Annotated in this window: 31 protein-coding genes; 20 read left to right on the forward strand and 11 right to left on the reverse strand. The window is 70.5% G+C overall.

What is annotated here, in order from left to right:
- Positions 1-22 precede the first annotated feature (22 nt).
- Both BIU99_RS11485 and BIU99_RS11490 read right to left on the reverse strand, forming a co-directional pair.
- Positions 23-1,330, reverse strand: a complete 1,308-nt coding sequence (locus tag BIU99_RS11485; RefSeq protein ID WP_071261316.1) for an ABC transporter permease — start codon at positions 1,328-1,330, stop codon at positions 23-25.
- Positions 1,327-2,034 carry an ABC transporter ATP-binding protein gene (locus tag BIU99_RS11490; protein ID WP_056779793.1) on the reverse strand — a complete coding sequence of 236 codons (708 nt, stop codon included), beginning with the start codon at positions 2,032-2,034 and terminating at the stop codon, positions 1,327-1,329. Before BIU99_RS11490 ends, BIU99_RS11485 begins: the two co-directional genes overlap by 4 nt.
- A gap of 166 nt (positions 2,035-2,200) precedes the next feature.
- Here BIU99_RS11490 and BIU99_RS11495 point away from each other — a divergent pair, with 166 nt between their 5' ends.
- From BIU99_RS11495 to BIU99_RS11505, 3 genes are all read left to right on the forward strand, one after another.
- Positions 2,201-3,436, forward strand: coding sequence for a sensor histidine kinase (locus tag BIU99_RS11495; RefSeq protein ID WP_064295895.1), 1,236 nt, complete (start codon positions 2,201-2,203; stop codon positions 3,434-3,436).
- Entirely contained in the window at positions 3,433-4,110 is a 678-nt protein-coding gene (locus tag BIU99_RS11500) for a response regulator transcription factor (RefSeq protein WP_071261317.1), read from the forward strand. The genes BIU99_RS11495 and BIU99_RS11500 overlap by 4 nt, the downstream gene beginning before the upstream one ends.
- Before the next feature lie 64 nt (positions 4,111-4,174).
- Positions 4,175-5,617, forward strand: a complete 1,443-nt coding sequence (locus tag BIU99_RS11505; protein WP_071261318.1) for a sugar porter family MFS transporter — start codon at positions 4,175-4,177, stop codon at positions 5,615-5,617.
- A gap of 7 nt (positions 5,618-5,624) precedes the next feature.
- Here BIU99_RS11505 and BIU99_RS11510 read toward each other — a convergent pair whose 3' ends face one another.
- A complete protein-coding gene (locus tag BIU99_RS11510) occupies positions 5,625-6,188 on the reverse strand; it encodes a manganese efflux pump MntP family protein (protein ID WP_071261320.1) in 564 nt (187 codons plus the stop codon).
- A gap of 241 nt (positions 6,189-6,429) precedes the next feature.
- Here BIU99_RS11510 and BIU99_RS11515 point away from each other — a divergent pair, with 241 nt between their 5' ends.
- A complete protein-coding gene (locus tag BIU99_RS11515) occupies positions 6,430-7,185 on the forward strand; it encodes an enhanced serine sensitivity protein SseB C-terminal domain-containing protein (RefSeq protein ID WP_071261322.1) in 756 nt (251 codons plus the stop codon).
- A 107-nt stretch (positions 7,186-7,292) separates the two neighbouring features.
- Positions 7,293-8,168, forward strand: a complete 876-nt coding sequence (locus BIU99_RS11520; protein WP_071261324.1) for a hypothetical protein — start codon at positions 7,293-7,295, stop codon at positions 8,166-8,168.
- 12 nt (positions 8,169-8,180) lie between these two features.
- Here the strand turns inward: BIU99_RS11520 and BIU99_RS11525 are convergent, their stop codons facing one another.
- Together BIU99_RS11525 and BIU99_RS11530 are read right to left on the reverse strand one after the other, a co-directional pair.
- On the reverse strand, positions 8,181-8,507 hold the full coding sequence (locus BIU99_RS11525) for a hypothetical protein (RefSeq protein ID WP_071261326.1): 327 nt from the start codon (positions 8,505-8,507) through the stop codon (positions 8,181-8,183).
- Between the two features lie 97 nt (positions 8,508-8,604).
- A complete protein-coding gene (locus tag BIU99_RS11530) occupies positions 8,605-9,030 on the reverse strand; it encodes an Hsp20/alpha crystallin family protein (protein ID WP_071261327.1) in 426 nt (141 codons plus the stop codon).
- Positions 9,031-9,190: 160 nt separating this feature from the next.
- Here BIU99_RS11530 and BIU99_RS11535 point away from each other — a divergent pair, with 160 nt between their 5' ends.
- From BIU99_RS11535 to BIU99_RS11545, 3 genes are all read left to right on the forward strand, one after another.
- A complete protein-coding gene (locus BIU99_RS11535; protein ID WP_064295887.1) occupies positions 9,191-9,475 on the forward strand; it encodes a MerR family transcriptional regulator in 285 nt (94 codons plus the stop codon).
- A gap of 43 nt (positions 9,476-9,518) precedes the next feature.
- Positions 9,519-10,991, forward strand: a complete 1,473-nt coding sequence (locus BIU99_RS11540) for a serine hydrolase (RefSeq protein WP_071261328.1) — start codon at positions 9,519-9,521, stop codon at positions 10,989-10,991.
- Positions 10,992-11,052: 61 nt separating this feature from the next.
- Entirely contained in the window at positions 11,053-12,057 is a 1,005-nt protein-coding gene (locus tag BIU99_RS11545) for a zinc-binding dehydrogenase (RefSeq protein WP_071261329.1), read from the forward strand.
- A 6-nt stretch (positions 12,058-12,063) separates the two neighbouring features.
- Here BIU99_RS11545 and BIU99_RS11550 read toward each other — a convergent pair whose 3' ends face one another.
- Entirely contained in the window at positions 12,064-12,306 is a 243-nt protein-coding gene (locus BIU99_RS11550) for a hypothetical protein (protein WP_064295884.1), read from the reverse strand.
- Positions 12,307-12,429: 123 nt separating this feature from the next.
- Between BIU99_RS11550 and BIU99_RS11555 the strand changes: the two genes are divergently transcribed.
- On the forward strand, positions 12,430-13,278 hold the full coding sequence (locus tag BIU99_RS11555) for a DNA/RNA non-specific endonuclease (RefSeq protein WP_071261514.1): 849 nt from the start codon (positions 12,430-12,432) through the stop codon (positions 13,276-13,278).
- Between the two features lie 45 nt (positions 13,279-13,323).
- Here the strand turns inward: BIU99_RS11555 and BIU99_RS11560 are convergent, their stop codons facing one another.
- Positions 13,324-13,824, reverse strand: coding sequence for a MarR family winged helix-turn-helix transcriptional regulator (locus BIU99_RS11560; RefSeq protein ID WP_071261330.1), 501 nt, complete (start codon positions 13,822-13,824; stop codon positions 13,324-13,326).
- A 107-nt stretch (positions 13,825-13,931) separates the two neighbouring features.
- Complete coding sequence (locus tag BIU99_RS11565; RefSeq protein ID WP_071261331.1) at positions 13,932-14,543, reverse strand: TetR/AcrR family transcriptional regulator C-terminal domain-containing protein; 612 nt, start codon at positions 14,541-14,543, stop codon at positions 13,932-13,934.
- Positions 14,544-14,637: 94 nt separating this feature from the next.
- On the opposite strand from BIU99_RS11565, the gene BIU99_RS11570 reads away from it, so the two are divergent.
- Genes BIU99_RS11570 through BIU99_RS11595 form a run of 6 tightly spaced genes read left to right on the forward strand, consistent with a single transcriptional unit; the run spans position 14,638 to position 19,184 of the window.
- Entirely contained in the window at positions 14,638-15,243 is a 606-nt protein-coding gene (locus tag BIU99_RS11570; protein ID WP_071261332.1) for a biotin transporter BioY, read from the forward strand.
- Positions 15,240-16,397 carry a class I adenylate-forming enzyme family protein gene (locus BIU99_RS11575; protein ID WP_071261333.1) on the forward strand — a complete coding sequence of 386 codons (1,158 nt, stop codon included), beginning with the start codon at positions 15,240-15,242 and terminating at the stop codon, positions 16,395-16,397. Before BIU99_RS11570 ends, BIU99_RS11575 begins: the two co-directional genes overlap by 4 nt.
- Positions 16,390-17,547: a thiolase family protein gene (locus tag BIU99_RS11580; protein ID WP_071261335.1), complete on the forward strand. Its 1,158-nt coding sequence runs from the start codon at positions 16,390-16,392 to the stop codon at positions 17,545-17,547. The genes BIU99_RS11575 and BIU99_RS11580 overlap by 8 nt, the downstream gene beginning before the upstream one ends.
- A complete protein-coding gene (locus BIU99_RS11585; protein WP_071261337.1) occupies positions 17,544-18,254 on the forward strand; it encodes an energy-coupling factor ABC transporter ATP-binding protein in 711 nt (236 codons plus the stop codon). The genes BIU99_RS11580 and BIU99_RS11585 overlap by 4 nt, the downstream gene beginning before the upstream one ends.
- Positions 18,255-18,258: 4 nt before the next feature.
- Positions 18,259-18,855: an energy-coupling factor transporter transmembrane protein EcfT gene (locus BIU99_RS11590; RefSeq protein ID WP_071261338.1), complete on the forward strand. Its 597-nt coding sequence runs from the start codon at positions 18,259-18,261 to the stop codon at positions 18,853-18,855.
- The gene (locus tag BIU99_RS11595; RefSeq protein WP_064295877.1) at positions 18,852-19,184 is read left to right on the forward strand and encodes a CHY zinc finger protein; all 333 of its coding nucleotides are present in this window, start codon (positions 18,852-18,854) and stop codon (positions 19,182-19,184) included. Before BIU99_RS11590 ends, BIU99_RS11595 begins: the two co-directional genes overlap by 4 nt.
- Here BIU99_RS11595 and nhaA read toward each other — a convergent pair.
- Positions 19,138-20,454 (reverse strand): Na+/H+ antiporter NhaA, encoded by a 1,317-nt coding sequence (nhaA, locus tag BIU99_RS11600; RefSeq protein WP_071261340.1) that lies wholly within the window; start codon positions 20,452-20,454, stop codon positions 19,138-19,140. The genes BIU99_RS11595 and nhaA overlap by 47 nt on opposite strands.
- Positions 20,455-20,614: 160 nt before the next feature.
- On the opposite strand from nhaA, the gene BIU99_RS11605 reads away from it, so the two are divergent.
- The 3 genes from BIU99_RS11605 to BIU99_RS11615 all read left to right on the forward strand — a co-directional run bounded on the left by BIU99_RS11605 (position 20,615) and on the right by BIU99_RS11615 (position 23,165).
- Complete coding sequence (locus BIU99_RS11605) at positions 20,615-21,343, forward strand: VIT family protein (protein ID WP_071261342.1); 729 nt, start codon at positions 20,615-20,617, stop codon at positions 21,341-21,343.
- A 201-nt stretch (positions 21,344-21,544) separates the two neighbouring features.
- Entirely contained in the window at positions 21,545-21,718 is a 174-nt protein-coding gene (locus BIU99_RS11610) for a CsbD family protein (protein ID WP_064295874.1), read from the forward strand.
- Positions 21,719-21,893: 175 nt separating this feature from the next.
- Complete coding sequence (locus BIU99_RS11615; RefSeq protein WP_071261343.1) at positions 21,894-23,165, forward strand: HNH endonuclease signature motif containing protein; 1,272 nt, start codon at positions 21,894-21,896, stop codon at positions 23,163-23,165.
- Between the two features lie 115 nt (positions 23,166-23,280).
- Here the strand turns inward: BIU99_RS11615 and BIU99_RS11620 are convergent, their stop codons facing one another.
- Positions 23,281-23,934, reverse strand: coding sequence for a hypothetical protein (locus BIU99_RS11620; protein ID WP_071261345.1), 654 nt, complete (start codon positions 23,932-23,934; stop codon positions 23,281-23,283).
- 207 nt (positions 23,935-24,141) lie between these two features.
- Here BIU99_RS11620 and BIU99_RS11625 point away from each other — a divergent pair, with 207 nt between their 5' ends.
- A complete protein-coding gene (locus BIU99_RS11625; protein WP_071261347.1) occupies positions 24,142-25,662 on the forward strand; it encodes a glycosyltransferase family 39 protein in 1,521 nt (506 codons plus the stop codon).
- Positions 25,663-25,672: 10 nt separating this feature from the next.
- Positions 25,673-26,164 (forward strand): GtrA family protein, encoded by a 492-nt coding sequence (locus BIU99_RS11630; protein WP_064295870.1) that lies wholly within the window; start codon positions 25,673-25,675, stop codon positions 26,162-26,164.
- 10 nt (positions 26,165-26,174) lie between these two features.
- Here BIU99_RS11630 and BIU99_RS20340 read toward each other — a convergent pair whose 3' ends face one another.
- Positions 26,175-26,666 carry a MarR family winged helix-turn-helix transcriptional regulator gene (locus tag BIU99_RS20340; protein WP_064295869.1) on the reverse strand — a complete coding sequence of 164 codons (492 nt, stop codon included), beginning with the start codon at positions 26,664-26,666 and terminating at the stop codon, positions 26,175-26,177.
- Between the last annotated feature and the right edge of the window lie 41 nt (positions 26,667-26,707).

A 26,707-nucleotide genomic window follows, 5' to 3' on the forward strand; every position in this document is an offset into this window, starting at 1 on the left:
ACCACGGACCTTCCGCCGCATCTCACTCGTAGCGGAGCGACTCCACCGGATCGGCCTTGGCGGCACGGGCGGCGGGCAGGGTCCCGGCGAGGAACGCGATCACCATGACGACCAGGACGATGATCCCGAGCGACACCGGGTCGAACGCGATGAGGTCGAGGCCCGGCAGGTCGGCGAGGAGCGATCCGGACAGCGCGGCACTGATGCCGGTGCCGGCCAGCACCGCGATACCGACGCCGATCGCACTGCCGAGGAAACCGATGAACGCGGCCTCGAGGCTGAACAACCCGAAGACCTTCCCGCTACCCATCCCCATGGCCTTCATCAGCCCGATCTCGCGGGTGCGCTCCTGCACGGACATGAGCAGGGTGTTCACGATCCCGAAACTGGCCGCGAGGAGGGCGATGATCGCGAAGGCGTTGAGGACGAGGACGATCCCGTCGATCACCGTCTTGATGGTGCCGAGCTGGTCCGCGACGGTCGTGCCGGTGTAGCCCGCGTCGGCCAGTCGGCCCTTCAACGCCGTGATCTGCTCGTCGGTGGCGTCCGCGCTGAACCGGATGGACGCCTGCGCGTACCGCTCGACCTGGTCGGACGGGACGCCGATGTTCTGCGTCTCGTAGAGGAGGTCGGTGAGCGCGGCGTTCGGCACGATCGAGGCGCCCGTGGGCGAGGCGAGACTCTCCTCGGCGACTCCGACGACCGTCGCGTCCACGGTGTGCTGCGTGCGCTGCGCATCCGTGATGGCGACCGTGACCGTCTGCCCGACCGCGTCGGCGTCGCTTCCGAAGCCGAGCGGTTCCACATAGGAGGTGGGGAGCACGAGCTGGAGCGTGTCGGTGTCGTCGTCGGGCTGTGCACCGTCCAGCAGTGTGACGCTCTGCCCGGAGATGAGGCCGCCGACACCGACGACGTACTTCGTGCCGCCGCCCGACTCGATGTAGTCGGTCGAGATCGACTTCACGGCCTGCACGTCGAGGACGCCGTCGATCCCGCCGAGCTCGTCGAGATCGGTCGGCGTGAGGGCGACGACGGTCGATCCCGGCGCACCGGCACCGGCGGAGGCGACCGCGTCCGGGTCGTACTCCTTCGGCCCGCTCGTGGCCCCACCCAGCCCGCCGGTGTCGGCCGTCTTGGTGACGGTCATCGTGTCGGACGCGCCGACGCTCGACACCGTGTCGTCGATGTAGGCGTTGATGCCGGTGCCGAGCCCGTTCGTGAGGGTGAGGGTGAACGCTCCGACGAAGATCGCCAGGATGGTCAGGACGGTCCGGGTCTTGGACCGGAACGTGTTCGCGACGGCGGTCCCGATGAGGTCGACGGTTCTCATGCGGCCACCGCCTCGTCCTCGACGAGCAGTCCGTCTCGGATGAGGATCCGCCGATCACATCGTGCCGCCAGCTCCTCGTCGTGCGTGACGACGATGAGGGTGATGCCGCTCTCCCGGTTGAGGGAGAACAGGATGTCCTCCACGACGGCGCCGGTCGCCGTGTCCAGGTTGCCGGTCGGCTCGTCGGCGAAGATGATCCGCGGGTTGTTGACGAGCGCGCGGGCGATCACCGTCCGCTGCTTCTGCCCGCCCGAGAGGTTCACCGCGCGGTTGCGCGCCTTGTCCTCGAGCTGGAGCTGCGCGAGTGCGGCGAGCGCCCGGCGACGTCGGTCACCGCGGCGGACGCCGGCGATCTTCATGGGGAGCAGGACGTTCTCGAGCACCGTCGCGTTGGCGGTGAGGAAGAACTGCTGGAACACGAACCCGAAGGTCTTGTTCCTGGTCGTGTTGAGGCGGCGACCGCGGAGGGTGCTCGTGTCGACCCCTTCGAGCTCGACGGTGCCGGAACTCGGTGCGTCGAGGAGCGCGAGCACGTGCATGAGCGTGGACTTGCCGGAGCCGCTCTTCCCGACGATCGCCACGCTCTCGCCGGCGTGGATGTCGAAGCTCACCCCCTTCAGCGCGTCGAACCGGTTCTGACCGCGACCGTAGGAACGCCGGACGTCCCGGACCGAGATGATCGGCGGCGCTGTGGTGTTCTGCATGGTGTCTCCTCGTCTGGGGCCGGGTGCTCCGGCACCACTCCAGACTCGCGGCGACGCCCGTCCGACGCGTCCCCCACCGGCGGACACCCGTGTACCGCGTCCGTGGTACCGCGGAATGCCACGTGCGGAGGAGTCGCCGGGCGCCGGTTCCCGGCAGACTGGGCCCATGACCTCCGTGACGCAGGATCACCGGGTGCGCGATCCGCATCCGAGACCCCCGGCGTGGGTGGGCGATGTGGTGGCCGCGGTCCTCATCATCGCCTCGGCGTTCATCCCTTTCCCCAACGCGGAGTTCCGTCCGGGCAGCCCGCTCGTCGTCGCCCTGGTCGTCGCGCCGGCGCTCCTGCTCCCGCTCCGTCGACGCTGGCCCATCCCGGTGCTCGCGGCCGTCGTCGCCTGTTACGGTGCGGCGGCGATCACGGGGACCCTCGCTCCCGGTGTCGTGATCGCGGCCGCCATCGCGATGTTCGGGGTGGCGGTGCGCTCCGCGCGGCGGACGACCCTCATCACCGCCGTCGCGACGATGGTCGCCGTCGCCCTCCTCAGCCTGCTCGCATCGATCGGGAGCTTCGATCCGCGGACGGTGCAGTTCGCGGTGCTGATCGCGTTCGCCGCCGCGGCCGGAGACGGGACGCGGTCCCGCCGCGCGTACATCCTCGCGATCACCGAACGTGCGGAGCGGGCCGAACAGACCCGCGAGGCCGAGGCGAGGCGTCGGGTGACCGAGGAGCGGCTCCGGATCGCGCGGGACCTCCACGACACCGTCGCCCATCAGATCTCGGTGATCAGCCTGAACGCCGGGGTGGCGTCGAGCTCCCTGGAGTCGCGGCCGGAGAAGGCGAAGGAGGCGCTCGTCTCGATCCGCCGGGCGTCGCGGACGGTGCTCGGCGAGATCGGTGATCTGCTCGAGGTGCTGCGCAGCGACAGCGACGAGGCCGTCGTGGGCTCCCGGGGAACGCTGCCGCAGCCGGGACTCGACCGACTCGACGCATTGATCGCCGAGTTCGCCGCCGCAGGCCTCGACATCACGACACGGATCGACCCCGACGCACCGAAGCTGTCGACCGCCACCGACATGGTCGCGTACCGCGTCATCCAGGAGGGGCTGACGAACGCACTGAAGCACGGTCCTGAGCGTCGTGCGCACGTGCTCGTGGAGAGCGAGAACGGGAGGATCGTCGTCAGTGTGAGCAACCCGACAGCCCCCGGCACCACGCGTGAGCAGGCCGACGCAGCGCCGACCACCGGACACGGACTCCTCGGCATCCGTGAGCGCGTCGCCGCCGTCCGCGGGTCCGTCGACGTCGGCGCGACTCCGGGCGGCTGGCGGCTGTCCGCGAGCCTCCCGACCGGCGAGCCGACTCACGCACACCCGACGCACCCCGAGGAGTCCCCCACATGACCACCGTGCTCGTCGTCGACGACCAGTCGCTCATCCGCCAGGCCGTCGCCGACATCCTCTCGTCCGAGGCCGACCTCGAGGTCGTGGGCGAAGCCGTCGACGGCGCGCAGGCGGTGTCGCTCGCCCGCCGGTTGCGACCGGACGTCGTGCTCATGGACATCCGCATGCCCGTGCTGGACGGCATCGGTGCGACCTCGGCGATCTGCGCCGACCCCGACCTCGTGGACACCCGAGTCCTCATCCTCACCACGTTCGAGGAGGACGAGAACCTCGTCGCCACCCTGCGAGCAGGCGCGAGCGGCTTCATCGGTAAGGGCTCGGAGCCCGAGGAGATCGTCCGCGCCGTGCGCGCGGTGCACGCCGGCGAAGCACTCCTGTCCCCCGCGGCGACCCGGAGTCTCATCACGAAGTACGTCGTCGCTGCGGGGGAACCGACGAGCCCACGCGCGGTCCCCACCGAGCTGGCGCTGCTCACCGAGCGGGAACTCGAGGTGCTGCTCCTCGTGGCCCGCGGACGGTCGAACCAGCAGATCGCCGACGACCTCGTCATCTCACCGCACACCTCGAAGACCCACGTGAACCGCATCATGACCAAGGTCGCCGCTCATGACCGCGCCCAGCTCGTCATCCTCGCGTACGAGAGCGGCCTGCTGCGGCCGGGTGCCGACGACTGAACCGGTACTGTCGTCCTGTCCACGACGCCGTCCGGCTCGCGGGCCCAGCAGACGAGGAAGTGCGATGGCCGGATCCCCCACAGCCCGACAGACGGCCAGCGCGCTGCCTGCCCTCACGCCCGGGCCGCACCGCCGCCACCTCGGCCTGATCTCGATCGTCGCCTGTTTCGGCGGGTTGCTCTTCGGCTACGACACCGGCGTGATCAACGGGGCGCTGCGTCCGATGACCGCCGAGCTCGGGCTCACCCCGTTCACGGAGGGCGTCGTCACGAGCTCGCTCGTCTTCGCGGCCGCCGTCGGAGCGCTGCTCGGCGGCCGGGTGTCGGACGCGTGGGGTCGGCGGCGGAGCATCATCGTGCTGGCGGTGCTCTTCTTCGTCGGAACGCTCGTGGTCGTCTGCTCGCCGAACGTCGAGTTGCTCGTCGCCGGTCGCGTGCTCCTCGGACTGGCCGTCGGCGGTGCCTCCGCCGTCGTCCCGGTCTACCTGGCGGAGCTCGCTCCGTACGAGATCCGAGGGTCGATCACCGGCCGGAACGAGGTCGCGATCGTCCTCGGACAGTTGTCGGCGTTCGTGATCAACGCCGTCATCGGCACCGTGTTCAGCGAGCACCCGAGCGTGTGGCGCATCATGTTCGCCGTCTGCGCCCTGCCCGCGGTCGCCCTGTTCGTCGGCATGCTGCGGATGCCCGAGTCGCCGCGCTGGCTCGTCGACCACGGTCGCCGCGAGGACGCGCTGGACGTCCTGCGGACCGTCCGATCCGACGACCGCGCCGTCGCCGAACTCGCGGAGGTGGAGGCGTCCATCACCGCGCAGCGCGACGAACACCGGATCGGGCTCGGGGCCGTCCTCCGCAACCCGTGGCTCGTGCGCATCCTGCTCGTCGGTGTCGGCGTCGGGATCGCCCAGCAGCTCACCGGGATCAACTCGATCATGTACTACGGGCAGACCGTGCTCGTGGAGTCGGGTTTCGACGAGAGCGCCGCGCTCATCGCCAACATCGCGCCCGGCATCATCGCCGTCGTCGGCGGCTTCATCGCCCTCACCTACATGGACCGTCTCGATCGACGGAAGACGTTCGTCATCGGCTTCTCACTCACGACCGCGTGCCATCTGCTCATCGGCTTCTCGTCGATGGTGCTCGAGCCGGGCGACCCGATGCGTCCATGGGTCATCCTGTTCCTCGTGGTCGTGTTCGTCGGCTCCATGCAGACGTTCCTCAACGTGGCGGTCTGGGTCTACCTCGCCGAGGTCTTCCCGCTCCGGATGCGCGGCCTCGGCATGGGCGTCTCGATCTTCATGCTCTGGGTCGCCAACGGGTTCCTGGCGCTGTACTTCCCGTCGCTCGTCGACGGCCTCGGCATCACCGGGACCTTCTTCCTCTTTGCGGGTGTCGGCGCGCTCGCGCTCCTGTTCGTCGCCACCCAGGTGCCCGAGACGCGTGGGCGGAGCCTCGAGGCGCTCGGTGAGGACGTGTCGACCGGCGCGATCTTCACCCGGAAGCGGTGACCTCCGACTACGCGGTGAGGTGGTCGATGAGGATCTTGGTGCCGATGAGGATCAGGATGACGCCACCGGCGATCTCCGCCGGCTTGCCGAAGCGCTGACCGACGCGACGGCCGATGAAGACGCCCAGGAAGGCGAGCACGAACGTCGTCAGTCCGATGAGGACGACGGCTTCGAGGATCGACCCGGGCAGGAACGCGAGCGTGATGCCGATGGCGAGCGCGTCGATACTCGTGGCGAGCGCGAGGACGAGGAGCCGGCGGACGTCGATGCGGTCGGAGTCGACCTCGGTGTCCTCGTGGCTTGAGAACGCCTCCCAGAGCATCTTGCCGCCGACGAGGGCGAGCAGGCCGAAGGCGACCCAGTGGTCGACCTCGGTGATGTACCGCGCGAACTGCGTGCCGAGGACCCAGCCGATGAGCGGCATGACCGCTTGGAACAGCCCGAAGGTGCCGGCGATCACGAGGGCGTGACGCACGTTGAACCGCCGCATGTGCAGGCCCTTGGTGAGGGCGACGGCGAAGGCGTCGGCGGAGACGCCGAGCGCGATGAGGAGCAGCGGCCAGAACGTCATGTCGCGGGGTCTTCCTGTGATGCGTCCTGGACGCGGAGACGCGTTCGGGCGCCGTGCCGCGAGGACCCGTCAACGTTGCCAGCGCGGCGTGGCGGCGGCAAGCCGAGACGCCCGATTGCCAGCGTTTCGCCTCGCCTAACCGGATCGTTCGGGTCGCCTCCGCTCGAGGATCGGCCCGGCGAACTGTGGAGGCAGCTGCGCGGAGACGCACCCTCCCACGCGGCCGGGATACGCTGCTGGCATGCCTGCCGCCGACGACGCACCAGACGCTCCCGAGATCGAAGCCCTCCTCGCCGCAGCCGCGAACGACCGCTCGAACGCCCCCGCGTTCCTGACGGCGCTCCTCGAGAGCACCGTGATCGTGGCGGGGACCGTGACCGACGACGGCATGGCGACCCTGGCGGATCTCCTCGACTCGGACGGCAGCTCGGTGCAGCCGTTCTACACCTCGAAGGCGCGCTTCCAGGAGACACTCCAGGTCGTCCCGTCGTTCGAACAGCACCTCCTCGCCCTCCCCTGCCGCGTCCTGTGGCAGATGACCCGAGGCGCGAGGCTGGTCCTGAACCCGCATTCCACGCACGGCAAGGAGTTCCTCCCCGGCGAGATCGCCCAGCTGCTCGACGGCGAGGCGGTCCTCACACCGCGCGTCGTCGAGCGCGAGACCGAGGTCATGGTGGGACAGCCGGCTCGCATCCCACCGGGGATGACCGAGACGCTGACCGCGGTCCTCGCCGAGCACAGCGAGGTCGACGAAGCTGTGCTGGGCTGGAAGGTCACCCCGCAGGAGGGCGGGACGTTCGACGAGTGCTACCTCCTCGTCATCGTCGGCGCCCCGACCGCCCGTGAGACGATCAGCGGTCCCCTCGCACGGGCCCTCGCGACGTACTCGGCCAGCGTGCCGATCGACGTCATGTACGTGGCGCCGGGTGCGAAGCATCTCCTGAGTGGTGTCCCGCCGTTCCACCGCCGCAAGCGAGGGCTGTTCCGGCGACGATGAGCAGTGGGCTGAGTCGAACGGCACCCGCGATCGCACGTGGCGCACGCGTCCTCACGATCGCCGCGCTACTGGGCGTCCTCACAGCGTGTAGCGCGCCACGGTCGGGGGTGCCCACCGAGACCCCGTCCGGATCCACCCCGACGTCGTCGGCCGCGCTCCCACCCCCGCCGACGTCCGCCTTCCCGGGGCTCGCCTGCGACGCGCTGGTCCCCGACGCGGAGGTCGCATCCTTCCTGGGCGCCGCAGCCGCGCCGCGACCGCTCGCCATCGACGACGCCCCGGTCTTGCAGGAGGGCGGCAGCATTTGCGCCTGGGTCGACGAAGCGGCCGGCACCTCACTGACCGTCCGAATCGTCGGAGACGGCGTCGACCACTGGGCCACCTTCAACCACTGGTACGAGCACACCGACTGGAGCGACAGCGTCGGCGAGATCAACGGGACGATGTGCTCGGACGGCGCCTGCTCCGTCCACGCGCTCGACGGCGAGCGGTTCATCGAGGTCGATTCGGCAGGGCTCGACGACCCGGCCGGAACCCGCACGGAGGAGCTCGCCCGGGCGGTGCTCGCGGCAGCCCCGGTCCCGGCTCCCGCCGAATCCCCGTCGTCGTCGGCACCCACCTCGCGCTCCTGCGCCACGGCGCTGCCGGTGGACACCGCGGCGGCACACCTCGGCGCAGCCGCCACCGGCGCGAGCTACGTGAGCACCGCGACACCGAGCTACCACCTCGCGCAGGACTCGCTCCAGCGGGTCGGCGGACTCGACTGCCGACTGCTGTCCGCGGACTCCCACGAGCTGGTCCGGTTCACGGTGCTCCCCGGAGGCGCCTGGGTGCTCCGCGAGGACAGTCCGGTCAGCGCCGTGGACTCGGCCGGGAGCGAGCACTCGACGCAGGCTCGACGTGGCGACGACTGGGTGCGTCTGCAGTCCCCCGGGGCGAGCGAAGAGACCACGCGGGCCCTCCTGGCCGAACTGCTCAGCTGAGGTCGACGTGCGCTAGAACACCGGCCGGTCCGCGATGGACACGAGGACCGCGGCGATCACCGCGACGACGGTGAGCGCGATGGCGACGACCCACTGCACACGAGGCACGGCACGACGGATCACGAGGATCAGGTGGGCCAGGAGTGCCAGCACCGCCACGGCGGCGATGACGGTGCCGACCACCGCCGGTTCGAACACGGCGGTCTGTTTCGTCGCCAGGCCGTCGGCGCCCGGCGCCTGGTACCAGGTCATCGTGGTCTGCGTCGCGACGACCACCAGGCTGAGCGCGGCGATCACGAGCAGGGCTGACGCTCCGAGGATGCGTTGGACGCGGGACATGGCACCAGTATGCCGACCGCCGGTCGCACACGGGCGAACGCCCCACCCACGGATCGTGGGCGGGGCGTTCGTGCTCCGGTCAGGCGTCGAGCTCCGGTCAGGCGTTGATCGACTGCGGGTGGTCGGTCGTGGAGTCGACGGTGATCTTCCGCGGCTTCGCGCGCTCGCTCACCGGGATGATCACGGAGAGCACACCGCTGTCGTAGGACGCGGTGATGCCGTCGAGGTCGACGCCCTCGCCGAGGGTGAACTGCCGCAGGAAGTGGCCGCCACCGCGCTCGCGTGCGAGCCAGCGGACACCCTCGCGGCTGTCGGCCGTGCGCTGGGCACGGATGGTGAGCTGACCACCGTCGACGTCGACGTCGATGGATCCGGGGTCGATGCCGGGGAGGTCGGCGACCATCATGTACCGGTCGCCGTCGCGGAAGAGGTCCACCGGCATGGGCCGGGGTGCGCGCACGGAGTCCAGGACGGAGGCCGCGAAGCGGTCGAGCTGGCTGATGGGATCGAGGGTCATTGCCATGGGTGTTCTCCTTCCCTGTCGCCCGATGACGGATCGGGCTCATCGATTGTCAGTGCCCGGAAGTCTCAGATCCGGGGGTTCGGATCTGCACTTCTTGGTGTAGATTTTTTATACATCCGAGACCCGATCCGTTGCAACCCGTTCAAAGGAAATCTCAAGCATGGCCGATCGTGACGGCACGACACCCGTGTACGGCATCGCCGTCGCGGCCCAGCTCGCCGGTGTCCCGGAGGCGTCGCTGCGACTCTTCGAGAGCAAAGGCCTCCTCACCCCGTCCCGGACCGAGGGCGGCACCCGGCGCTACAGCGAGGACGACATCGAGCGACTCAAGCGCGTCACGGATCTCCGTGACGACGGCGTCAACCTCGCCGGCATCGCTCGCGTGCTCGACCTCGAGGACATCAACCAGGGCCTCCGCGACCAGCTCGACGCCGACCAGGACTGAGCGTCGGGTCGATCCCACCGCCGGCAGATGGCAGCATGGAGGGATGAGCCTGCAGCGAAGCACTCCGTCCGCCCAGCACGTCGACGCCGCCGGGGTCGAGGCGTTCATCACCGCCCTCGAGCACACGCCGAACGTCGAACCACACAGCCTGATGCTCCTGCGCGGCGGGAACGTCGTCGCCGAGGGCTGGTGGGCGCCGTACTCGGCTGATCGGGTGCACCTGCTGTACTCGCTGAGCAAGAGCTTCACCTCGACCGCCGTCGGCCTCGCCGTCGAGGAGGGTCTGCTCGGACTCGACGACACGATCATCAGTCACTTCCCGGAGCTCGACGCCGAGATCACCGACCCCCGCAGCCGCGCCATGCGCGTGCGCCACGTGCTCGCGATGGCGAGCGGTCACCGCGAGGAGACGATCATGCGGGCCGCTGCGATCGACCCGACGAACCTCGTCCGCGGCTTCCTGCTCCTCCCTCCCGATGAGGACCCGGGAACCGTCTTCGCGTACAACCAACCCTGCACGTACACGGCCGCGGCGATCGTCCAGCGCGTCACGGGCGGGACGCTCACCGACTACCTGCGACCGCGGCTGCTCGAGCCGTTGGGTATCGGCGACTTCGACTGGCAGCGGGACGACGAGGGCTTCGAGCTCGGGTACAGCGGTCTGCACGCGACGACGGAGGCGATCGCCGCGCTCGGTCAGCTCTACCTGCAGGGTGGCGAGTGGGAGGGGCGGCAGCTCCTGCCGGCCGCCTGGGTCGCCGAGGCGACGCGATCGCACATCGCGAACGGCGACGACCCGGAGTCGGACTGGGCGCAGGGGTACGGGTTCCAGTTCTGGATGGCCCGGCACGGGTTCCGTGGCGACGGCGCCTACGGTCAGTACTGCGTCGTCCTGCCGGAGCACGACGTCGTCCTGGCGATCACCGGGCAGAGTCTCGACATGCAGGCCGTGCTGAACGCCGCGTGGGAGCACCTGCTTCCAGCCTTGGGGACGGGCCAGGCCTCCGACGCGGAGCGCGGTGCGAGCGCAACCACCGACCAGGCGTTGCTCGAGCGCCTGGCAGGGCTCGCCCTGCCGCCGCTCGACGCCTCGGACGAGACCGGCTCGGCTGCGTCACTGCGCGAACTCGCCGGACGGACGTTCGCGGCGGCCGCCGATACCGGCCTGGCGCAGCTGACGGCGCTCGAGGTGACGGCGGGCGAGGGCGACGACATCGTGCTGGTCGTGCACGAGGGCGACGACCGGGTGGAGCTCGTCCCCGGCGTCGGCGCATGGCGGACACACGGTCCGATCGTCGCCAGCGCCGCCTGGGGCACCAGTGGCGAGATCGGAGCGCGGGTCCTCCGCGTCGACGCGATCTTCATCGAGACCCCCCACCGCATGCACGTCGAGATCGACCCGGCTGCCGGCACCTTCGACGCCTGGTGGGAGACGACGCCGCTCCGCACCTCCCGCCTCACCGAAACGCAGCGGCCGAGCGCGGTCGTCGCAGGCGGGGGCAAGTCGTCCTGGTGAGCTGAGACGGCGGCATACCCCCACGACGCTCTGACCAGCGCCGTCACGACGAGGAGACCGCATGAGAGCCGTACGGATCACCGCACAGAACGAGGCCACCGTCCTCGACCGACCGGATCCACAGGCCGGACCGGGTGAGGTCCTCATCCGCATCGAACGCGCCGGGCTCTGCGGCACCGATGTCGCGCTGCTGCGCGGCACCATGCCGTACCTCGCCGACGGCCGCACCACCCTGCCCCTTCAACCAGGCCACGAGTGGGCCGGCCGGGTGGTCTCGGTGGGCGAGGGTGTCACCGCGATCGCACCGGGCGACCTCGTCACCGGTGACACCTTCATCGGGTGCGGTGCCTGCACGCTCTGCGCCACGGGGCGACACCACCTCTGCCCCGACCACCTCGAACTCGGGGTCCTCGGACAACTGGAGGGAGCCCTCGCGGAACTCCTCGTCGTCCCCGAACGCGCGGTCCATCGCCTCCCGGCCGGCGTCGACGCGGACCTCGGTGCGATGGTCGAGCCCGCCTCCTGCTCACTCCGTGGCGTCCGACTCACGGCGGTGGGGCCGGGCGACCGCGTGCTCGTCTGGGGCGCCGGCACCCTCGGCATGTTCGCCGCGCTCTTCGCCGCGGATTCCGGGGCATCCGTCACCGTCGTGGCGCGCCGCGAGTCCGATCGGCGGTTCGCCGCGGACTTCGGCCTGGCCACGCGCGATCCGGCCGACCTCGGCGACGAGCGCTTCGACGTCATCATCGAGGCGACGGGTTCGGCCGAGGTCACCCGCCGTCTCCTCGACAACGCGACCACCGGCGTCCGCATCGCACTCCTCGGCGTGCCCGGCGGCGACGTGGGGCTGCCCTCAGGCAGACTCATCGCCCTCGACGCCACACTGCACGCCGTGCTCGGCGGATCCGACTGCATCGATGAAGCGGCGCGACGGTTCGCCTCCATGGGTGACACGGTCCGGCGATTGATCGGCACGGTCATCAGCCTGGACGACGTGCCACGGGTGTTGACCGACGGCCTCCCCCGCGCGGTCGGCTCCGGACCGAAGACGCAGATCCGCTTCTGAGTCGGCTCAGGCGATCGACGCTCGGGCGAGGCGAGCGAGGACGACGACGACCACGAACTGCACCGCGAAGAGGACCGCAGTCAGGATCGTCGCCGTCGCCACGGTGACGCCACCGTCCATCCCTGAGACGCCGGGGAGGAATCCAATGCCGAACACGATCAGGGCGTCGACGAGGAAGGTCGCCGACACGAGCGCCGCGAGGATGCGGGCGTCGCTGGCTCGGTGCGGGTTCTGATAGATCGTGGTCATAAGTAAAATATATCAAACTTCATACTGAAACAAAAATATGAGCATTGCAGCGCTTGCGCCGGTGACAACAGCGCCACCGCTCCGCGCTTCCTTTCCACCCGAAATCATGATCGACTCATGTTCATGACTGGCTTCGATTCAGGCTTCCTCGACCTCTCCGAACCACTCACCATCCCCGCTCCAGCCGACCCCACGGCCAAGGCGCGACTCCGGACCCTCGACTACACGCACTTCTCCGTGCTGCTCGACCCCGATCGTCGGCTGGCGGCCGCAACCGCCGTCGACATCGACGGCGCCGCCCTCCTCGACCTCGGGCGCGGGGACGACTGGCACCTCGACGACCGCGTGCCGGTCGAGGAGCAGGCCGGCCCGGAGCTCTATGCCCGCAACGACCTGGACCGCGGCCACCTCGTGCGCCGGAGGGACCCGGTCTGGGGGCCCGTCGAGATCGCCCGGCAGGCCAACGTCGACACCTTCTGCTACACGAACGCCGCACCGCAGGCTGCGGACTTCAACCAGTCACTCGAGCTCTGGAACGGCCTGGAGGACCTCGTCCTCGAGTACGCCTCGGCCGGGCGCCGGCGGCTGTCGGTCTTCACCGGGCCGGTGTTCGCCGACACGGACCCGCTCTACCGAGGCGTACAGATCCCGCGCCGATTCTGGAAGGTGGCGGCGTGGTCGAACGGCGGAGCGCTCGCGGCGAGCGGCTACCTCCTCGACCAGTCGGCGCAGCTCGACGACATCGACGTCGGCCGGTCCAGTGCGATCGACGACACGCAAGACGCCACCGCCGTCCCCCCACTCGGCCCGTTCCGGACCTTCCAGCTGCCGATCCTGGACCTCGCGAGCCTCACCGGTCTCGATTTCGGGGCCCTCGCCTCCGCCGATGTCCTCGAGCCGGCTCCGGCGACGGTGCGTCCCGACACCGACACCTGGATCGAGCTGAGCGACCCGTCCGACCTGCGGTTCTGAGGCGGGTCCGGTCCCTGAGCTTGTCGAAGGGCGTCGAGCAGACCCCTACCGACGCTCGAGCGCCGCGCCGATGACCCGCAGGCTCTCGATGAGCACGGCCACCTGCTCATGGCTGAGGTCGGCGAGCATCGCGTTCTCGTCGTCCACCAGCCGACGCATCGCCTCGTCGACCCGCTGCTGACCGAGGGTCGTCAGCACGACGATCTTGCTCCGGCCGTCGGCCTCGTTCTTCTGACGGGCGACGAGTGAGCGTGCTGCCAGGCGGTCGAGCTGACTCGCGAGGTTGCCGCTCGTGATGCCCAACCGCGTTGCGAGCATGGACGGCGTCAGCCCGTCCGCTCCGTGCTGGCGGAGGATGGAGAGGAACTCGAACTCCCACGGCCGCAGGTTGCTCGCGGCGAACGACAGGCGTCGGACCTCCTGCAGGTGCGGCACGAGCCGGCGGAGGCGGGACACCACGTCGAGCGGTGCGAAGTCCACATCGGGCAGCGCGTTCGCCCAGGCGTCGATGACGATGTCGACGTCGTCGTCATCACCCTTCGCCATCACCGGCCTCCCTCACGTCCTGCCTGCTCCAACGCTACCGTGGGCCGCCGCCGATCCAGACGGTGGGCGGTTCCATCCACGCTGTGCTATCGGCATACCGAGAGCCGTCAGCGGACGGAGAGCGCCGCCAGGCCGTCGACGAGCAGACCGACCCCGAAGGCGAACGCCTGGGCCTGGTCCTCCTGGCCGAGCGGATCCGTCGCACCGTCGGCCAGCACACCGACGCTGTCGTACTGCATCCGTTGCTGCTCGTGCGACACGTGCCCGAGGATGAAGTGGAGCAGCACCGTGCCCGCACGTCGACTCGTCGACTCGTCGAACCCGGCCACCGACACCGCATCCGTCAGCCGGGTGAGCGCCCGTCCGGAACCGAGCCCGAGCGCGTAGGTGCTCGACACCACCTCGGCGCCGTCGCGATAGGCGAGGAGGGCGTCACGCAGCGCCTCCGCCTCCACGCGCGTCCGCTCGCGCCAGTCGGAGCCGGCCTCGGACACGGCGTCGACCGGTGCCGGGTGGGCGTCGACGATCCGGTCGGCGAGCTCGGCGATGAGGGTCTGCTTGTTCTCGAAGTGCCAGTACAGCGCGCTCGGCTGGACGTCGAGCGACGCGGCGAGGCGGCGCATCGTGAGGTCGGCCAGGCCGTGATCGTCGAGGATCCGCAGCGCCACCTGAGCCACGTCGTCGCGCCGATGGCGACGCACTGTTTCGGGTCCGGACATAAGCACCACTATAGTGAACGCTGTTCAGGTGAACACCGTTCAGGTGCGATCCACCCGCCCCGAGCGAACCGACCATCCCGACGAAGGACCCAGCATGAGCAGACTCCGGATCGACGCGACCGACATCGCACGCATCGCCGTGTTCGCCGCCATCGTGGCCGCCCTCGGCCTGCCCGGCGCGTTCTCGGTGCTCGGCGCGGTGCCCATAACGGCGCAGACCCTCGGCGTCATGCTCGCCGGCGCGATCCTCGGCCCGTGGCGAGGCATGCTCTCCATGCTGGTGCTGCTGGCGCTCGTCGCCATCGGCCTGCCGCTCCTGTCCGGCGGTCGCGGCGGGGTCGGCGTCTTCGTCGGACCGAGTGCCGGATACCTCCTCGGCTGGATCGCCGGCGTCTTCGTGATCGGGCTCATCGTGCACGCCGGTGGGCGTCGGCTGCGCTGGTGGCGCACCGCGCTCGGCGTGTTCGTCGGCGGCATCGGCGTCATCTACGCGTTCGGCATCCCGGTGCAGTCGCTCGTCACCCGCCTGCCACTCGGCGAGACCGCCCTGCAGAGCCTCGTCTTCGTGCCCGGCGACCTCGTCAAGGTGGTGCTCGCGACGGTGATCACGATGACGCTCGCCCGCGCCTACCCACGCGCGTTCCGCAACGCGGCCGGCGCCGGCTCCACGCGTCCCGGCGAGCCCGCCCGGATCGGATGACCGTGCGTCCAGGGCACCTCGTCCCGCTGCGCGGCGGGGCGCCGACCGACCTCGTCCGTCGGGCGCTCGAGGTGCGGGCGTCCGGCGGCGTGCCGTTGCTCGGCGACGATCGATGGAGCGAGTCGTACTGGCGTTCCGTCCGCGACCGCAGCACCGCGGCCGGTCCACAGCCGGACCAGGGCTGGGCGACGCTGACCTCCGGCACGACGGGCGAGCCGCGGATCGTGCTCCGGACCGCCGCGTCGTGGGCGGACTCCTTCCCGGCCGTGGGAACACTGCTGGATCTCGGTTCGGACGACGTCCTGGCACTGTCGTCGCCGCCCGCGTCGTCGCTCTCGCTGTTCTCGGTCGCCCATGCGGCCGCCGTCGGTTGCTCGCTCATCCTCCCGACGACCCACGCGCTCACCCCCGACGACGCCCGTGACGCGACCCGGTTCCACGGGACCCCGAACGGCCTGCGGGCGCTGCTCGACGGTGAGGTGCCGCCCCGCCTGCGGGTGGCGTTGATCGGAGGCGCCTCACTCGACCCCGGACTCCGCGCCACCGCGGAGGGCCTCGGCATCCGCGTCGTCTCCTACTACGGTGCCGCCGAGCTCTCCTTCGTGGCCGTCGACGACGGTGTCGATCCGGATCGACCCGGGCTCCGCGCGTTCCCCCGTGTCGAGCTCGAGGTCCGGGACGACGACGTCCTGTGGGTCCGATCGCCGTTCGTCGCGACCGGGTACCTCGAGGGCGACGGCCCGCTCCGACGCGACGGCGACTGGTCCACCGTCGGCGACCGGGCGCGGATCGACGACGGAATCGTCACGCTCCTCGGCCGAGCCGACGACGCGATCCTCACGGCCGCGGCGACCGTCATCCCCGCCGACGTCGAGGAGGCCCTGCGCCGACTCGACGAGGTGGACGACGCCGTCGTGCTCGGCTTACCGAACGCCGGGGTCGGATCGCTCGTGACGGCCGTGTTGGAACTGCACCCGGGCTCGCAGCCGAGCCGCGCGACGCTCCGCGACGCCCTCGAACCGTTGTTGCCGCCGACCCACCGGCCACGACGCTGGTTCGTCGTCGACGAGCTGCCACGCACCGTCACCGGCAAGGCCGCCCGCGCGGAGCTCGCCGACCGACTCGCGGCCGGGACGGTGGCGTCCCTTGACTGAGTCGCACACCCTCCCGCGCATCGTCGCCGCCCGACGGACGCCGATCGCGACGCGCGGGCGCGCTCTCGCCACGCTAACGGTCGAGCAGCTGGCGGTCCCCGCCGTCCGGGCCGTGCACGACGACGCGACGCACATGCTGGGCCTGCCGCCGGTGGTGGCGGACGTCGTCCTCGGCAACTGCATGGGGCCTGGCGGCAACCCTGCCCGCGTCGCCGCACTCGGAGCGGGCCTCGGCTTCGCCGTGCCAGGGCTCACCGTCGACCGGCAGTGCGGCAGTGGCCTCGCGGCGATCATCGAGGCGTCCACGGCGATCAGCGCCGGCGACGGTCGGCCTCGGATCGCCGGCGGTGTCGAGAGCGCGTCGACCGCGCCGACCCGTTCCGTCGACGGCGTCGCATACACGCGTGCACCGTTCGCGCCGTCGGGTTGGCACGACCCCGACATGACCAGGGCCGCCGAGGATCTCGCGGAGCACGACGGGATCTCCCGCGAACGCCAGGACGCCTACGCGGCGCGCAGCACGCACCGTGCGGCGAGCGCCGTGGCCGCCGGGCGGTTCACGGACGAGCTCGTCCCGCTGGTCGGGGCGGCGGAGCACGATGAGGCGCCGCGCAGCGGGATCGAGCGGCTCCTCCCCCGGTTCACCCCACTCTTCAGCGACGGCTCCCTCACCGCAGGCAACACCTGCCGGGTGAGCGACGGTGCCGCCGCGGTGCTCGTCGTACCCGGCGGACCCGGCGGGCCCGCCCACGGGAGCGCTACGCCCGGTCTCGCCGTCCGGGCGCACGCCGTCGTCGGCTGTGACCCGGCACTCCCGGCGATCGGGGCTGCGCCGGCGATCCTCGACGCCCTCGAACGGGCCGGCGTGGACCTCGCGCAGGTCGCCGCGTTCGAGATCGTGGAGGCGTTCGCGGCCCAGACGCTCGCCGTGCTCGACCGGCTCGGTGTCGCCGAGGACGATGAGCGACTCTGCGCCGACGGTGGAGCCCTCGCGCTCGGTCACCCGTGGGGCGCGAGCGGTGCGGTCGCCGTGGTCCGCCTGTTCTCGCGGCTCGTCCGCGGCGGGGCTCCAGCGGGCACGATCGGGGTGGCGGCAGCGTCGGTCGGCGGCGGTCTCGGCGTCGCCGCGGTGTTCGAGGTCGTGCGATGATCGGGGACATCGACCAGTCATCCGCCATCCGTCTCGACCGCGTCACCGCGTGTCTCGGCGACACCGTCGCACTCGACGACGTGACGCTCCACCTCGACGACGCGCGCATCGCGGTCATCGGCGCGAACGGCTCGGGCAAGTCCACCTTCGCCCGGCTCGTCGGCGGCCTCACCCGCGCGACCGCCGGCAGCGTCCAGGTCCACGGGGTCGATGCAGCCAAGGACACGGCGACCCTTCGACGACTCGTCAGCATCGTGTTCAGCAACCCGGACGCGCAGATCGTCATGCCGACGGTGGCGGAGGACGTCGCGTTCTCCCTCCGCGGCACGAAGGCGTCGAAGGCCGACATCGCCGCGCAGGTCGCCGATGCGCTCGACGAGTTCGGCCTGACGGCGCTCGCCGACCGGTCCGCCTACGAACTCTCCGGTGGCCAGAAGCAGCTGTTGGCGCTCTGCGGGGCCGTGATCCGCCGGCCGGCGCTGCTCATCGCCGACGAACCCACCGCCTACCTCGACGCCCGCAACAGCGCCGCCGTCGCCGACCACCTCCTGCGTCCCGAGGCGGGCCATCAGCTCCTCCTCGTCACCCACGACCTGGAACTCGCCGCCCGCTGCGACACCGCGCTGCTCTTCGACGGCGGGCGGGTCGTCGCGCACGGCGCATCGGACGACGTGATCGCGGCCTACCGCGCGAGTCTGCGGTCGTGACGGCGTGATCACCCTCTACCGCCCCGGCTCCGGCTGGCTCCATCGCGCGCCGGCCGGCCCGAAGGCGCTCGGCATCCTCGTCGTGGTGCTCGCGATCTCGCTCCTACCGACGAGCTGGTGGACCGCGGGCATCGCCACCACGGTGACCGTCATCGCCTACCTCGTCTCGGGTCTCGGCCTCGGCGAGCTCGGACGGCAGCTCCTGCTCATCCGCTGGATCATCACGATCACGGTGGCCGGCCAACTGCTGTTCCTCGACGTCGAGTCCGCCGTGTCGAACACGTCCCGCATCGTCGCCGCCATCCTGCTCGCGGCACTCCTCGTGCTGAGCACGCGCGTCGCCGACCTGCTCGACGCCTTCGAGCGCGTCCTCCAGCCCCTGGGTCGCTTCGGTGTCGACCCCTCGCGCATCGCCCTGATGCTCGCCGTCGCGATCAACACGGTGCCGGTCCTCGCCCGCCTGGCCACGAGCGTCCGGGAGGCGCAGCGTGCGCGCGGGGCGGGGTCGAACCTGGTGACCTTCGTCGTGCCGTTCCTCGTGGTGTCGCTGAAGCACGCCGACGAACTCGGTGAGGCCCTCACCGCCCGGGGCGTCCGATGAGCGGCGGCGGCGACACCGTGCACGTCCTCGGGAAGACGGTCGACGACGAGACGCGCTGCGTCCACTACGCGACCACGCTCGACGTCATCGCGATCCGCTTCGCCTGCTGCGGCGAGTACTACCCGTGCCACCTGTGCCACGCGGAGTGCGCCGACCACCCGGCCGAGCAGTGGCCGCGCGAGCAGCGCGACCGCGAGGCGATCCTGTGCGGCGTGTGCTCGGCGGAGTTGACGATCGAGCGATACCTGGAGGTCGACGCCTGCCCGAACTGCGACGCCCGGTTCAATCCGGGCTGCCGCCTGCACTCGGCGTACTACTTCCAGCCGTGACCGCACGCCGGTAGACCCGGTTGCGGGCGGCGAGGACCGCGGCACCGATGGCGGCGGCGATGAGCGAGCCGGCGAGCACACCGACCTTGACGTGGTCGTCGGACTCGCTGCCGACACCGAAGGACAGTTCACCGACGAGCAGCGACACCGTGAATCCGATGCCCGCGACGAACGCCATGCCGACGAGGTCGACCCAACGGATCGACGGGTCGAGGCCGAGGCCGGGCAGTCGGGTGACGAAGAACGTCGTCACCAGGATGCCGATCGGCTTGCCGAGGACGAGTCCGGCGATGATCCCGAGTGCGATGGTGTCCTGGAAGGACTCGACGAGCCCGGAGATCCCGCCGATGACCACGCCCGCGGAGAAGAAGGCGAAGATCGGGACGGCGACCGCCGTGGACACGACGCTCCAACGATCGGCGAAGTGCGCGGCGAGCCCGTCGTAGACCGGGCGCCCCTCGGCGGTGGTCCCCACCTGGACGCGGGCGCGCTTCGTCGCGAAGACGGGCACCATGAAGCCGAGCAGCACGCCGGCGACGGTCGCGTGGATACCGGAGGCGTGGATGAGCGCCCAGGTGCACAGACCGAGCGGGATGAGCACCCACCAGGCCCGGACGCCGCGCTGGACGAGCACGGCGAAGATCGCGAGCGGCACCGCGGCGAGCGCCAGCGGCAGGAACTCGATGTGGTCGGTGTAGAAGATCGCGATGATGCTGATGGCGATGAGGTCGTCCACCACGGCGAGCGTGAGCAGGAAGGTCCGCAGTGCCGGCGGCAGGAACTTGCCGACCACCGCGATCACGGCGACGGCGAACGCGATGTCCGTGGCGGCCGGGATCGCCCAGCCCTGCAGCGCGTCGGGCCCAGCGCTCAGGTTCACGAGGACGTAGATGACGGCGGGCACGACCACGCCGCCGACGGCTGCGGCGATGGGGAGCGCCGCGGTCTTGGGGTTCCGGAGCTTTCCGGCGACGAACTCCTCCTTGAGTTCCAGGCCGACGACGAAGAAGAAGATCGCGAGGAGCCCGTCGGCCGCCCAGGCACCGATGGAGAGGTTCAGATGGAGCGCCTCCGGACCGAAGGTGAAGTCGCGGACGCTCAGGTAGAAGTCGGAGGCACCGGTGTTGGCGAGCACGAGCGCGAGTGCGGTTGCGACGACGAGGAGGGCACCACCGACGGTGTCCTGTTGGAGCGTCTGGTGGATGCCACGCCAGATCGAGTGCGGGGCCTGGTCGGCCGGCAGGTCGTGTGAGCGGTGAGCGTCGGGCATACGGATCCTTCGGGGGAGGGTTCGGTCGAGCAGCAGAGCGATCCCGATCGACCGCCCGCCGACCAGACTTCCCGGCGCACCAGCCTCCAGTCTAGGCGACCGGGCACGCGATCGGGCGGGAACCGTGCGCGGGCGGCCCGCGGAGTGCTTGGATGCATCCATGAGCTCCTCACCACCGACCGGCGGCCACCCGGACGAACCGCACCGCGGTGACCTCGCGGGCCGCTTGAACTGGCTCCGTGCGGGTGTGCTCGGCGCGAACGACGGCATCGTCTCCGTCGCGTCCCTCGTCGTCGGTGTCGCCGGTGCCACGACCGACAGCGCCCCGCTCCTCGCCGCGGGTGTCGCCGGGCTCGTCGGTGGTGCGATCTCCATGGCGCTCGGCGAGTACGTGTCGGTGAGCAGCCAGCGGGACAGTCAGCGCGCCCTCATCGCGAAGGAGCGGCGGGAGCTCTCCGACGACCCCGAGGCGGAGCTCGCGGAACTCGCCGGGATCTACGAGGCGAAGGGGCTCCAGCCGACGACCGCGAGGCGGGTCGCCGAGGAGCTGACCGCACACGACCCGCTCACGGCGCACCTCGAGGCCGAACTCGGCATCACCGAGGACGCCGTCGTGAGCCCGTGGGCGGCCGCCGGCGCATCGGCGCTCGCCTTCACGATCGGGGCACTGCTCCCCCTGCTCGCGATCCTGCTGCCGCCGCCCGAAGTGCGCGTCCCGATCACCTTCATCGTCGTGCTCATCGCGCTGGCGCTCACCGGGTTCACGAGCGCGAGGATCGGCGGCAACCCCGCGCTCCGCCCGACCATCCGGGTCGTGGTCGGTGGAGCGCTCGCCCTCGCCGTCACCTTCGCGATCGGCACCCTGCTCGGCACGAGCGGCGTGGTCTGATGGCCAGGGTCCCGGTCGTCGACGACGATCCGACGACGGGCGCACTGGCACAGCGCGGTCCGGGGAGTTCTCTGGGAGTCTGCTGGAGCCCCGCCCGAGCCTGGGGCTCCCGGGTGTAGAAGTGAAGGGCGTCCACCCGGTCGCCCTGTCGGATTCGATCAGTGCGGATCGACAGCCCGAAGAACATGTGAGGAGCACCATATGAGCGCAGGAGACAAGATCAAGAACGCCGCCGAAGACCTCGCGGGCAAGGCCAAAGAGGCCGTCGGCAAGGCGACAGACAACGACAAGCTCATCGCGGAGGGCAAGGCCGACCAGGCCAAGTCCGACGTGAAGCAGGCCGGTGAGAACGTGAAGGACGCGTTCAAGAACTGACCTCCCGATCACACGGACGCCGGTGACCCGCTCGGGTCACCGGCGTTCGTCTGTCCTCCCCCGGTCCCTGACTCCCCTCCCCGGTCCCTGAGCCTGTCGAAGGGCCCACGAGCAACTTCCACAACTGGGACGGCTCACCATCTGGAATGTCAGTGGTCCGCGGTGGACTTGTTCCATGACCGAGACCCCCCTCACCGCGATCCGCGTCGGCGACGATTACGCCGCGCAGCTCGCGGAGTTCTCGGACGAATACGCAGAGATCCAGCGACTGCGGGCGGCTCTCGATGCACGCGAGGCCCGCCTCCTAGCCCGCTCCGCCGCCTACGCCGACGCCTTCGCCGACTCGGTCGTTCCGGCCGTCTTCCCGGCGGCCGAGCGTCAGGCGCTCTCGCGCCGATCGACCTGCGCGGCCCTCGCCATGGCGACGCGCCGGCCGGAGCAGACGGTGCAGCGGGCGACGAACGACGCGGAGCGCCTCGTCAACGATGCGCCGTCCGTGCTTGCCTCCCTCGAGGCCGGTCGCATCTCGGTCCGGCACGCGCAGACGATCATCGACCAACTCAGCGATGTGCCGACAGCGGGGCGGGCAGTGTTCCTCGCCGAGGTCCTGCCGGTCGCGGAGGAGTCCACCAACGCGAACCTCCGCAGGCGCGCCCGCGTGCTCCGCGAGCGCCTCCACCCAGAGTCCATCACCGCCCGAGCCCGGCGGTCCGAGGCCGACCGCCGCGTGGAGTTCGAGCCCGCCGCCGACGGGATGGCGTGGGTGCACCTCTTCACGACGGCGCCGATCGCGCAGGGCATCGTCGAGCGCGTCGAGGCGGCCGCGGCGGCGTCGCGCGCTGCGGGCGACACCCGCACCTGCGCACAACTGCAAGCGGACGCCCTCGCGGCGCTCGCGCTCACCGGTGTCACGCCGGAAGATGTCTTGTCGAGCCCGGTGCTCCCGCACCCGATCGAAGTGCAGGAGCACATCACGCCCACGGTGCAGATCACGGTCCCGGCGCTCAGCATGGCCGGCGTTTCCGATGCCCCGGCTACCCTCGACGGCTACGGTCCCATCGACCCCGAGACCGCGGCGCGTATCGCGGTGAACGCGCCGAGCTTCACCCGGATCCTCGTCCAGCCCGAGACCGGCGCGGTCTTGTCGGTCGGGCGGAATCAGTACCGCGTTCCGGCCGACCTGCAACGCGCGGTGCGGCTTCGGGACGGCACCTGTCGGGCACCGGGCTGTGGGAGGCGCGCCAGAGCGTGCGACCTCGATCATTCGGTCGCGTGGGAAGACGGCGGCACCACAGACGTCGGGAATCTCGCCTGCCTGTGTCGACATCACCACCGCATGAAGCACCTGCCCGGGTGGAACCTCGACCACGGGCCAGGTGGTGTGCTCGACTGGACGACACCCGACGGGAAACACCACCGAACGGAACCGGACCCCGCGCCGTTCTGACCCCGCCGACGAAGGGGTTCTCGTGGGCACTTCGACAGGCTCAATGACCGGGAGACGTGACCCCAGAACGACGCGGTCCCTGAGCCTGTCGCAGGCACTCAGGCCCGCAGGACAGCTAGTCCTTGATGAGCAGGATCGGGTCGCCGTCGAAGGAGTCGTAGGGGTTCGGGTCGGTGAAACCGCCGTCGTACATGAGGCCGGCCGGAGCCTTGCCACCGGCGGGAGCCGCCGCGACGTAGCACTGCGTGATCGGCTCGCCGCCATCGAACTCCTCGGTGAACGACTCGGATCCGCACTCGTCCCACCCGATGAGCGTGGCCTCCTGGACCTTCTCACCATCGGCGTCGACGGGTGCGAAGGAGGTCGCGTCGCTGTTGAACGCCACCGGGTCGCCCGACACCTTGGTCATCTCAAGGCGGATAAGTGTGATGTCGTAGCCGTCGAGTTCTCCGCCGTCGAACTGCGTCTTGAGGAACGCGACCTGGTCGGCGGTCGCGGGGGTGACCTCGGTCAGCTTCGCGCTGATGAGCGTGGTGACGCCGTCGGTGCCCTGCGACTCGTAGACGATCGGCTCATCGATCCCGACCTGCGCTCCAGGCTCGGTGACCTCACCATCGGCCGATCCGGTCGAGGTCGGCTTCGACGTCGCGGACGACGAAGCCTTCTCCGTCGGCTTCGCGTCGGGGGCCGACGGCGTGGAGCATCCCGCCAGCACGAGCATGGCTGCGACAGGGAGCGTGATCAGGGCGGTGACTCGGGAGAGCTGCATCGGGGTTCCTTTCGGCGGCGGACCCCTGCAGTCTGTCCCGCGCGCCGACGCCGCGCGATGGGGACAACTCTCCACCGGGACGGCCCGCCCCCGGCCGTCAATTTCCGGCAGGATCCCCCGCGCCCTCTCAGGAACCTCTCTGCTCGCGTTCATCCGAGCGGCGGACGATGAGACGACGCGCCAGGTTGTCGCGTCCGAGGGGAACCCATGACTGCGACGATCACCGTCCCGACCGCGCCCTCGCGCCGTCGGTGGGACGCCCTCCACACCCTCCTCGGCGGCCGCGCCATGCCCTGGGTCGTCGGCCTGTTCGCCACCCTCGTCTCGCTCATCGGCATCGGGACGCCGTCGTACTGGGGTGACGAGGCGGCGAGCGTCCTCGCCGCCGAACGTCCGCTCCCCGTCATGTTCGGGATGATCGGCCACATCGACGCCGTCCACGGCCTGTACTACGCGTTCCTGCACGTCTGGACCGGAGCCTTCGGTACCGCCGAGGCCGTCACGCGGTTCCCGAGTGCTGTCGGGGTCGGTCTGGCCGCGGCCGGCACGGTCGTGCTCGCGAGGACGCTCTTCACCCCTGCGATCGGCATCACGGCTGGCCTCGTGTTCGCCGTGATCCCCCAGGTCACGAGGATGGGCGCCGAAACACGTTCCTACGCGCTGGGCATGGCTGCGGTCGTGTGGCTGACGGTGTGGTTCGTGTCGCTCGTGCGTCGCCGGTCCACATCACGCCGCAGCTGGGCCCTCTTCGCCGTCGCGAGCGCCGCCTCGATGTACCTGTTCCTGTACCTCGCGATGCTCCTCCTCGTGCACGCCACCTGGATGGTGCTCCAGCGCCCCGGGCGGCGGGTGATGCGAGCCTGGGGCTGGTCCCTCGTCGGTGCACTGGTCCTCGGCGCTCCGATCGTGATCGCGGGCATCGCGCAGCGCGAGCAGATCGCGTTCCTGGGCAGACGGGACTACGCGACGCCGGAATCGGTGCTCGTCGGCCAGTGGTTCCAGACGCCGGCCTTCGCCGTGCTCGCGTGGCTGCTGATCGTGCTCGCTCCTATCGGAGTCCTCGTGGTCCGCCGATCCTCCCGACAGCGTCGCGCACTGGCGATGATCGCCGTCTGGGCCCTCGCACCGACGGCGCTGCTCATCATCGGCAACACCCTCGTGACGCCGATGTACAACCTGCGCTACGTCACCTTCTGCGTCCCGGCCGTCGCGATCATGATGGCGCTCGGACTCCGGACGATCGTCGACGTCCTGCCGAAGCGGGTCGACCGCACGGTGGCGACCGCGGCCGGTGTTGCGCTCGTGCTGGCGCTCGCGACCCCGGTCCTCGTGGAACAGCGTGGCCCGTTCGCGAAGGACGACGGCAGCGACCTCCGGCAGACCGCGGAGGTCGTCCAGGCCCACGCCTCGCCGGGCGACGCGGTCGTCTTCGACCAGTCCGTGAAGCCCTCGCGCAAGTCGCGGCTCGCGATCGACCTCTACCCGCAGGCCTTCGCCGGCCTCGACGATGTGGCGCTCGAGACGAGCTACCGCGACCGCCCCGAGCTCTGGGACCTTGCCGCGCCGCTGGCAGACATCCACGACCGGCTCATCGGCCACGACACCGTCTGGGTCGTCGAAGGGTCGAGCACCTCCCCGGACGTAGCGGATCTGGAGGCCCTCGGCTACCGCGTCGAGCAGCGCATCCCCGTCAACCGCAGCATCGTCTTCGAGCTGGTCAGGTCGTGATGCAGTGGTGATGCGGCCCCTCCCGAACCCGCGCGCGCTGCTCCGGCGCCCGATCGTCCGCGAGGTCGCCGCCTTCGGCCTCGTCGGCGGCGTCGGCTTCCTCGTCGACGTCGGGGTCTTCAACCTCCTCGCGTACACCGTGTTCCTCCACACCGGCACCTCCGGGCTGCTCGTGGCGAAGGGTGTCTCCACGACGCTCGCCATCGTGGCCAACTGGGTGGGCAACCGGCTCCTCACCTTCCGCGCCCATCGGCGCTCGGACGTCGCCCGCGAAGCGCTCGAGTTCGGCATCGTGAGCCTCGCGGGAGGCGCGATCGCCCTGGGCTGCCTCTGGGTCTCCCACGACGCACTGCACCTGACGACACCGTTGGCGGACAACGTGTCGGCGAACATCGTCGGCCTGGCCCTCGGCTCCGCGTTCCGCTTCGTGCTGTATCGCTTCTGGGTGTACGGGCCACGGGCGGAGCGGACCGGGTCGATCCCGGTGCGCGTGGACCCGTGAGGTCGTCCGGTCAGCGACTCGCGTTGTGCCGGGAGACCGCGTCGCTGACCCAGGAGAACTCGTCGACGAACCGCGAGAGGAGTCGGGCGAGCTCCACGCGATCGTGTTCGCTCCACTTGCCGACGAGCGTGTTGTAGACCTGCTGGGCCGCCTGCCGGTGCCGCTCGAGGGCCGTGCGTCCCTCCTCCGTGGCGCTGACGAGCACCGCTCGACGGTCGCTCGGATCCGTCTCCCGGACGACGAGACCACCCTCCTCGAGGCGACGGACCTCGGCCGTCGCGGTCGACTTGTCCACGTCCATCCAGCCCGCGACCGTCGACATGCGGATCGGGCCGGCGGTGATCACGTACTCGAGGAGCCACGCGTCCGTGCCGGTCAGGGCTGCGCCTTCGGCGTCGTGCAGGGAACGGCGGTTGTCGGCCCGGGTGGACCATCGGAGCACGGACGCGAGCGACGCCTGGATGACGGCGCCGGCGTCGGCTGGGTCGACCTCATCGCTCATAGCTGAATTCTTCCTGAATACCGGCGTTCGGGTGTTGGTTC

It is taken from the genome of Plantibacter sp. MMLR14_011, assembly GCF_001865025.1.
Lineage (GTDB): Bacteria > Actinomycetota > Actinomycetes > Actinomycetales > Microbacteriaceae > Plantibacter > Plantibacter flavus_A.

Coding starts and splice junctions, on each gene's coding strand:
- BIU99_RS20340 (WP_064295869.1), bottom strand. CDS start 26,666: ATGAGCGATGAGGTCGACCCAGCCGACGCCGGCGCCGTCATCCAGGCG.
- BIU99_RS11595 (WP_064295877.1), top strand. CDS start 18,852: ATGAGCGGCGGCGGCGACACCGTGCACGTCCTCGGGAAGACGGTCGAC.
- nhaA (WP_071261340.1), bottom strand. CDS start 20,454: ATGCCCGACGCTCACCGCTCACACGACCTGCCGGCCGACCAGGCCCCG.
- BIU99_RS11575 (WP_071261333.1), top strand. CDS start 15,240: ATGACCGTGCGTCCAGGGCACCTCGTCCCGCTGCGCGGCGGGGCGCCG.
- BIU99_RS11525 (WP_071261326.1), bottom strand. CDS start 8,507: ATGTCCCGCGTCCAACGCATCCTCGGAGCGTCAGCCCTGCTCGTGATC.
- BIU99_RS11630 (WP_064295870.1), top strand. CDS start 25,673: ATGCGGCCCCTCCCGAACCCGCGCGCGCTGCTCCGGCGCCCGATCGTC.
- BIU99_RS11550 (WP_064295884.1), bottom strand. CDS start 12,306: ATGACCACGATCTATCAGAACCCGCACCGAGCCAGCGACGCCCGCATC.
- BIU99_RS11560 (WP_071261330.1), bottom strand. CDS start 13,824: ATGGCGAAGGGTGATGACGACGACGTCGACATCGTCATCGACGCCTGG.
- BIU99_RS11535 (WP_064295887.1), top strand. CDS start 9,191: ATGGCCGATCGTGACGGCACGACACCCGTGTACGGCATCGCCGTCGCG.
- BIU99_RS11515 (WP_071261322.1), top strand. CDS start 6,430: ATGCCTGCCGCCGACGACGCACCAGACGCTCCCGAGATCGAAGCCCTC.
- BIU99_RS11545 (WP_071261329.1), top strand. CDS start 11,053: ATGAGAGCCGTACGGATCACCGCACAGAACGAGGCCACCGTCCTCGAC.
- BIU99_RS11555 (WP_071261514.1), top strand. CDS start 12,430: ATGACTGGCTTCGATTCAGGCTTCCTCGACCTCTCCGAACCACTCACC.
- BIU99_RS11570 (WP_071261332.1), top strand. CDS start 14,638: ATGAGCAGACTCCGGATCGACGCGACCGACATCGCACGCATCGCCGTG.
- BIU99_RS11615 (WP_071261343.1), top strand. CDS start 21,894: ATGACCGAGACCCCCCTCACCGCGATCCGCGTCGGCGACGATTACGCC.
- BIU99_RS11495 (WP_064295895.1), top strand. CDS start 2,201: ATGACCTCCGTGACGCAGGATCACCGGGTGCGCGATCCGCATCCGAGA.
- BIU99_RS11500 (WP_071261317.1), top strand. CDS start 3,433: ATGACCACCGTGCTCGTCGTCGACGACCAGTCGCTCATCCGCCAGGCC.
- BIU99_RS11540 (WP_071261328.1), top strand. CDS start 9,519: ATGAGCCTGCAGCGAAGCACTCCGTCCGCCCAGCACGTCGACGCCGCC.
- BIU99_RS11530 (WP_071261327.1), bottom strand. CDS start 9,030: ATGGCAATGACCCTCGATCCCATCAGCCAGCTCGACCGCTTCGCGGCC.
- BIU99_RS11585 (WP_071261337.1), top strand. CDS start 17,544: ATGATCGGGGACATCGACCAGTCATCCGCCATCCGTCTCGACCGCGTC.
- BIU99_RS11610 (WP_064295874.1), top strand. CDS start 21,545: ATGAGCGCAGGAGACAAGATCAAGAACGCCGCCGAAGACCTCGCGGGC.
- BIU99_RS11485 (WP_071261316.1), bottom strand. CDS start 1,330: ATGAGAACCGTCGACCTCATCGGGACCGCCGTCGCGAACACGTTCCGG.
- BIU99_RS11490 (WP_056779793.1), bottom strand. CDS start 2,034: ATGCAGAACACCACAGCGCCGCCGATCATCTCGGTCCGGGACGTCCGG.
- BIU99_RS11625 (WP_071261347.1), top strand. CDS start 24,142: ATGACTGCGACGATCACCGTCCCGACCGCGCCCTCGCGCCGTCGGTGG.
- BIU99_RS11510 (WP_071261320.1), bottom strand. CDS start 6,188: ATGACGTTCTGGCCGCTGCTCCTCATCGCGCTCGGCGTCTCCGCCGAC.
- BIU99_RS11505 (WP_071261318.1), top strand. CDS start 4,175: ATGGCCGGATCCCCCACAGCCCGACAGACGGCCAGCGCGCTGCCTGCC.
- BIU99_RS11605 (WP_071261342.1), top strand. CDS start 20,615: ATGAGCTCCTCACCACCGACCGGCGGCCACCCGGACGAACCGCACCGC.
- BIU99_RS11620 (WP_071261345.1), bottom strand. CDS start 23,934: ATGCAGCTCTCCCGAGTCACCGCCCTGATCACGCTCCCTGTCGCAGCC.
- BIU99_RS11565 (WP_071261331.1), bottom strand. CDS start 14,543: ATGTCCGGACCCGAAACAGTGCGTCGCCATCGGCGCGACGACGTGGCT.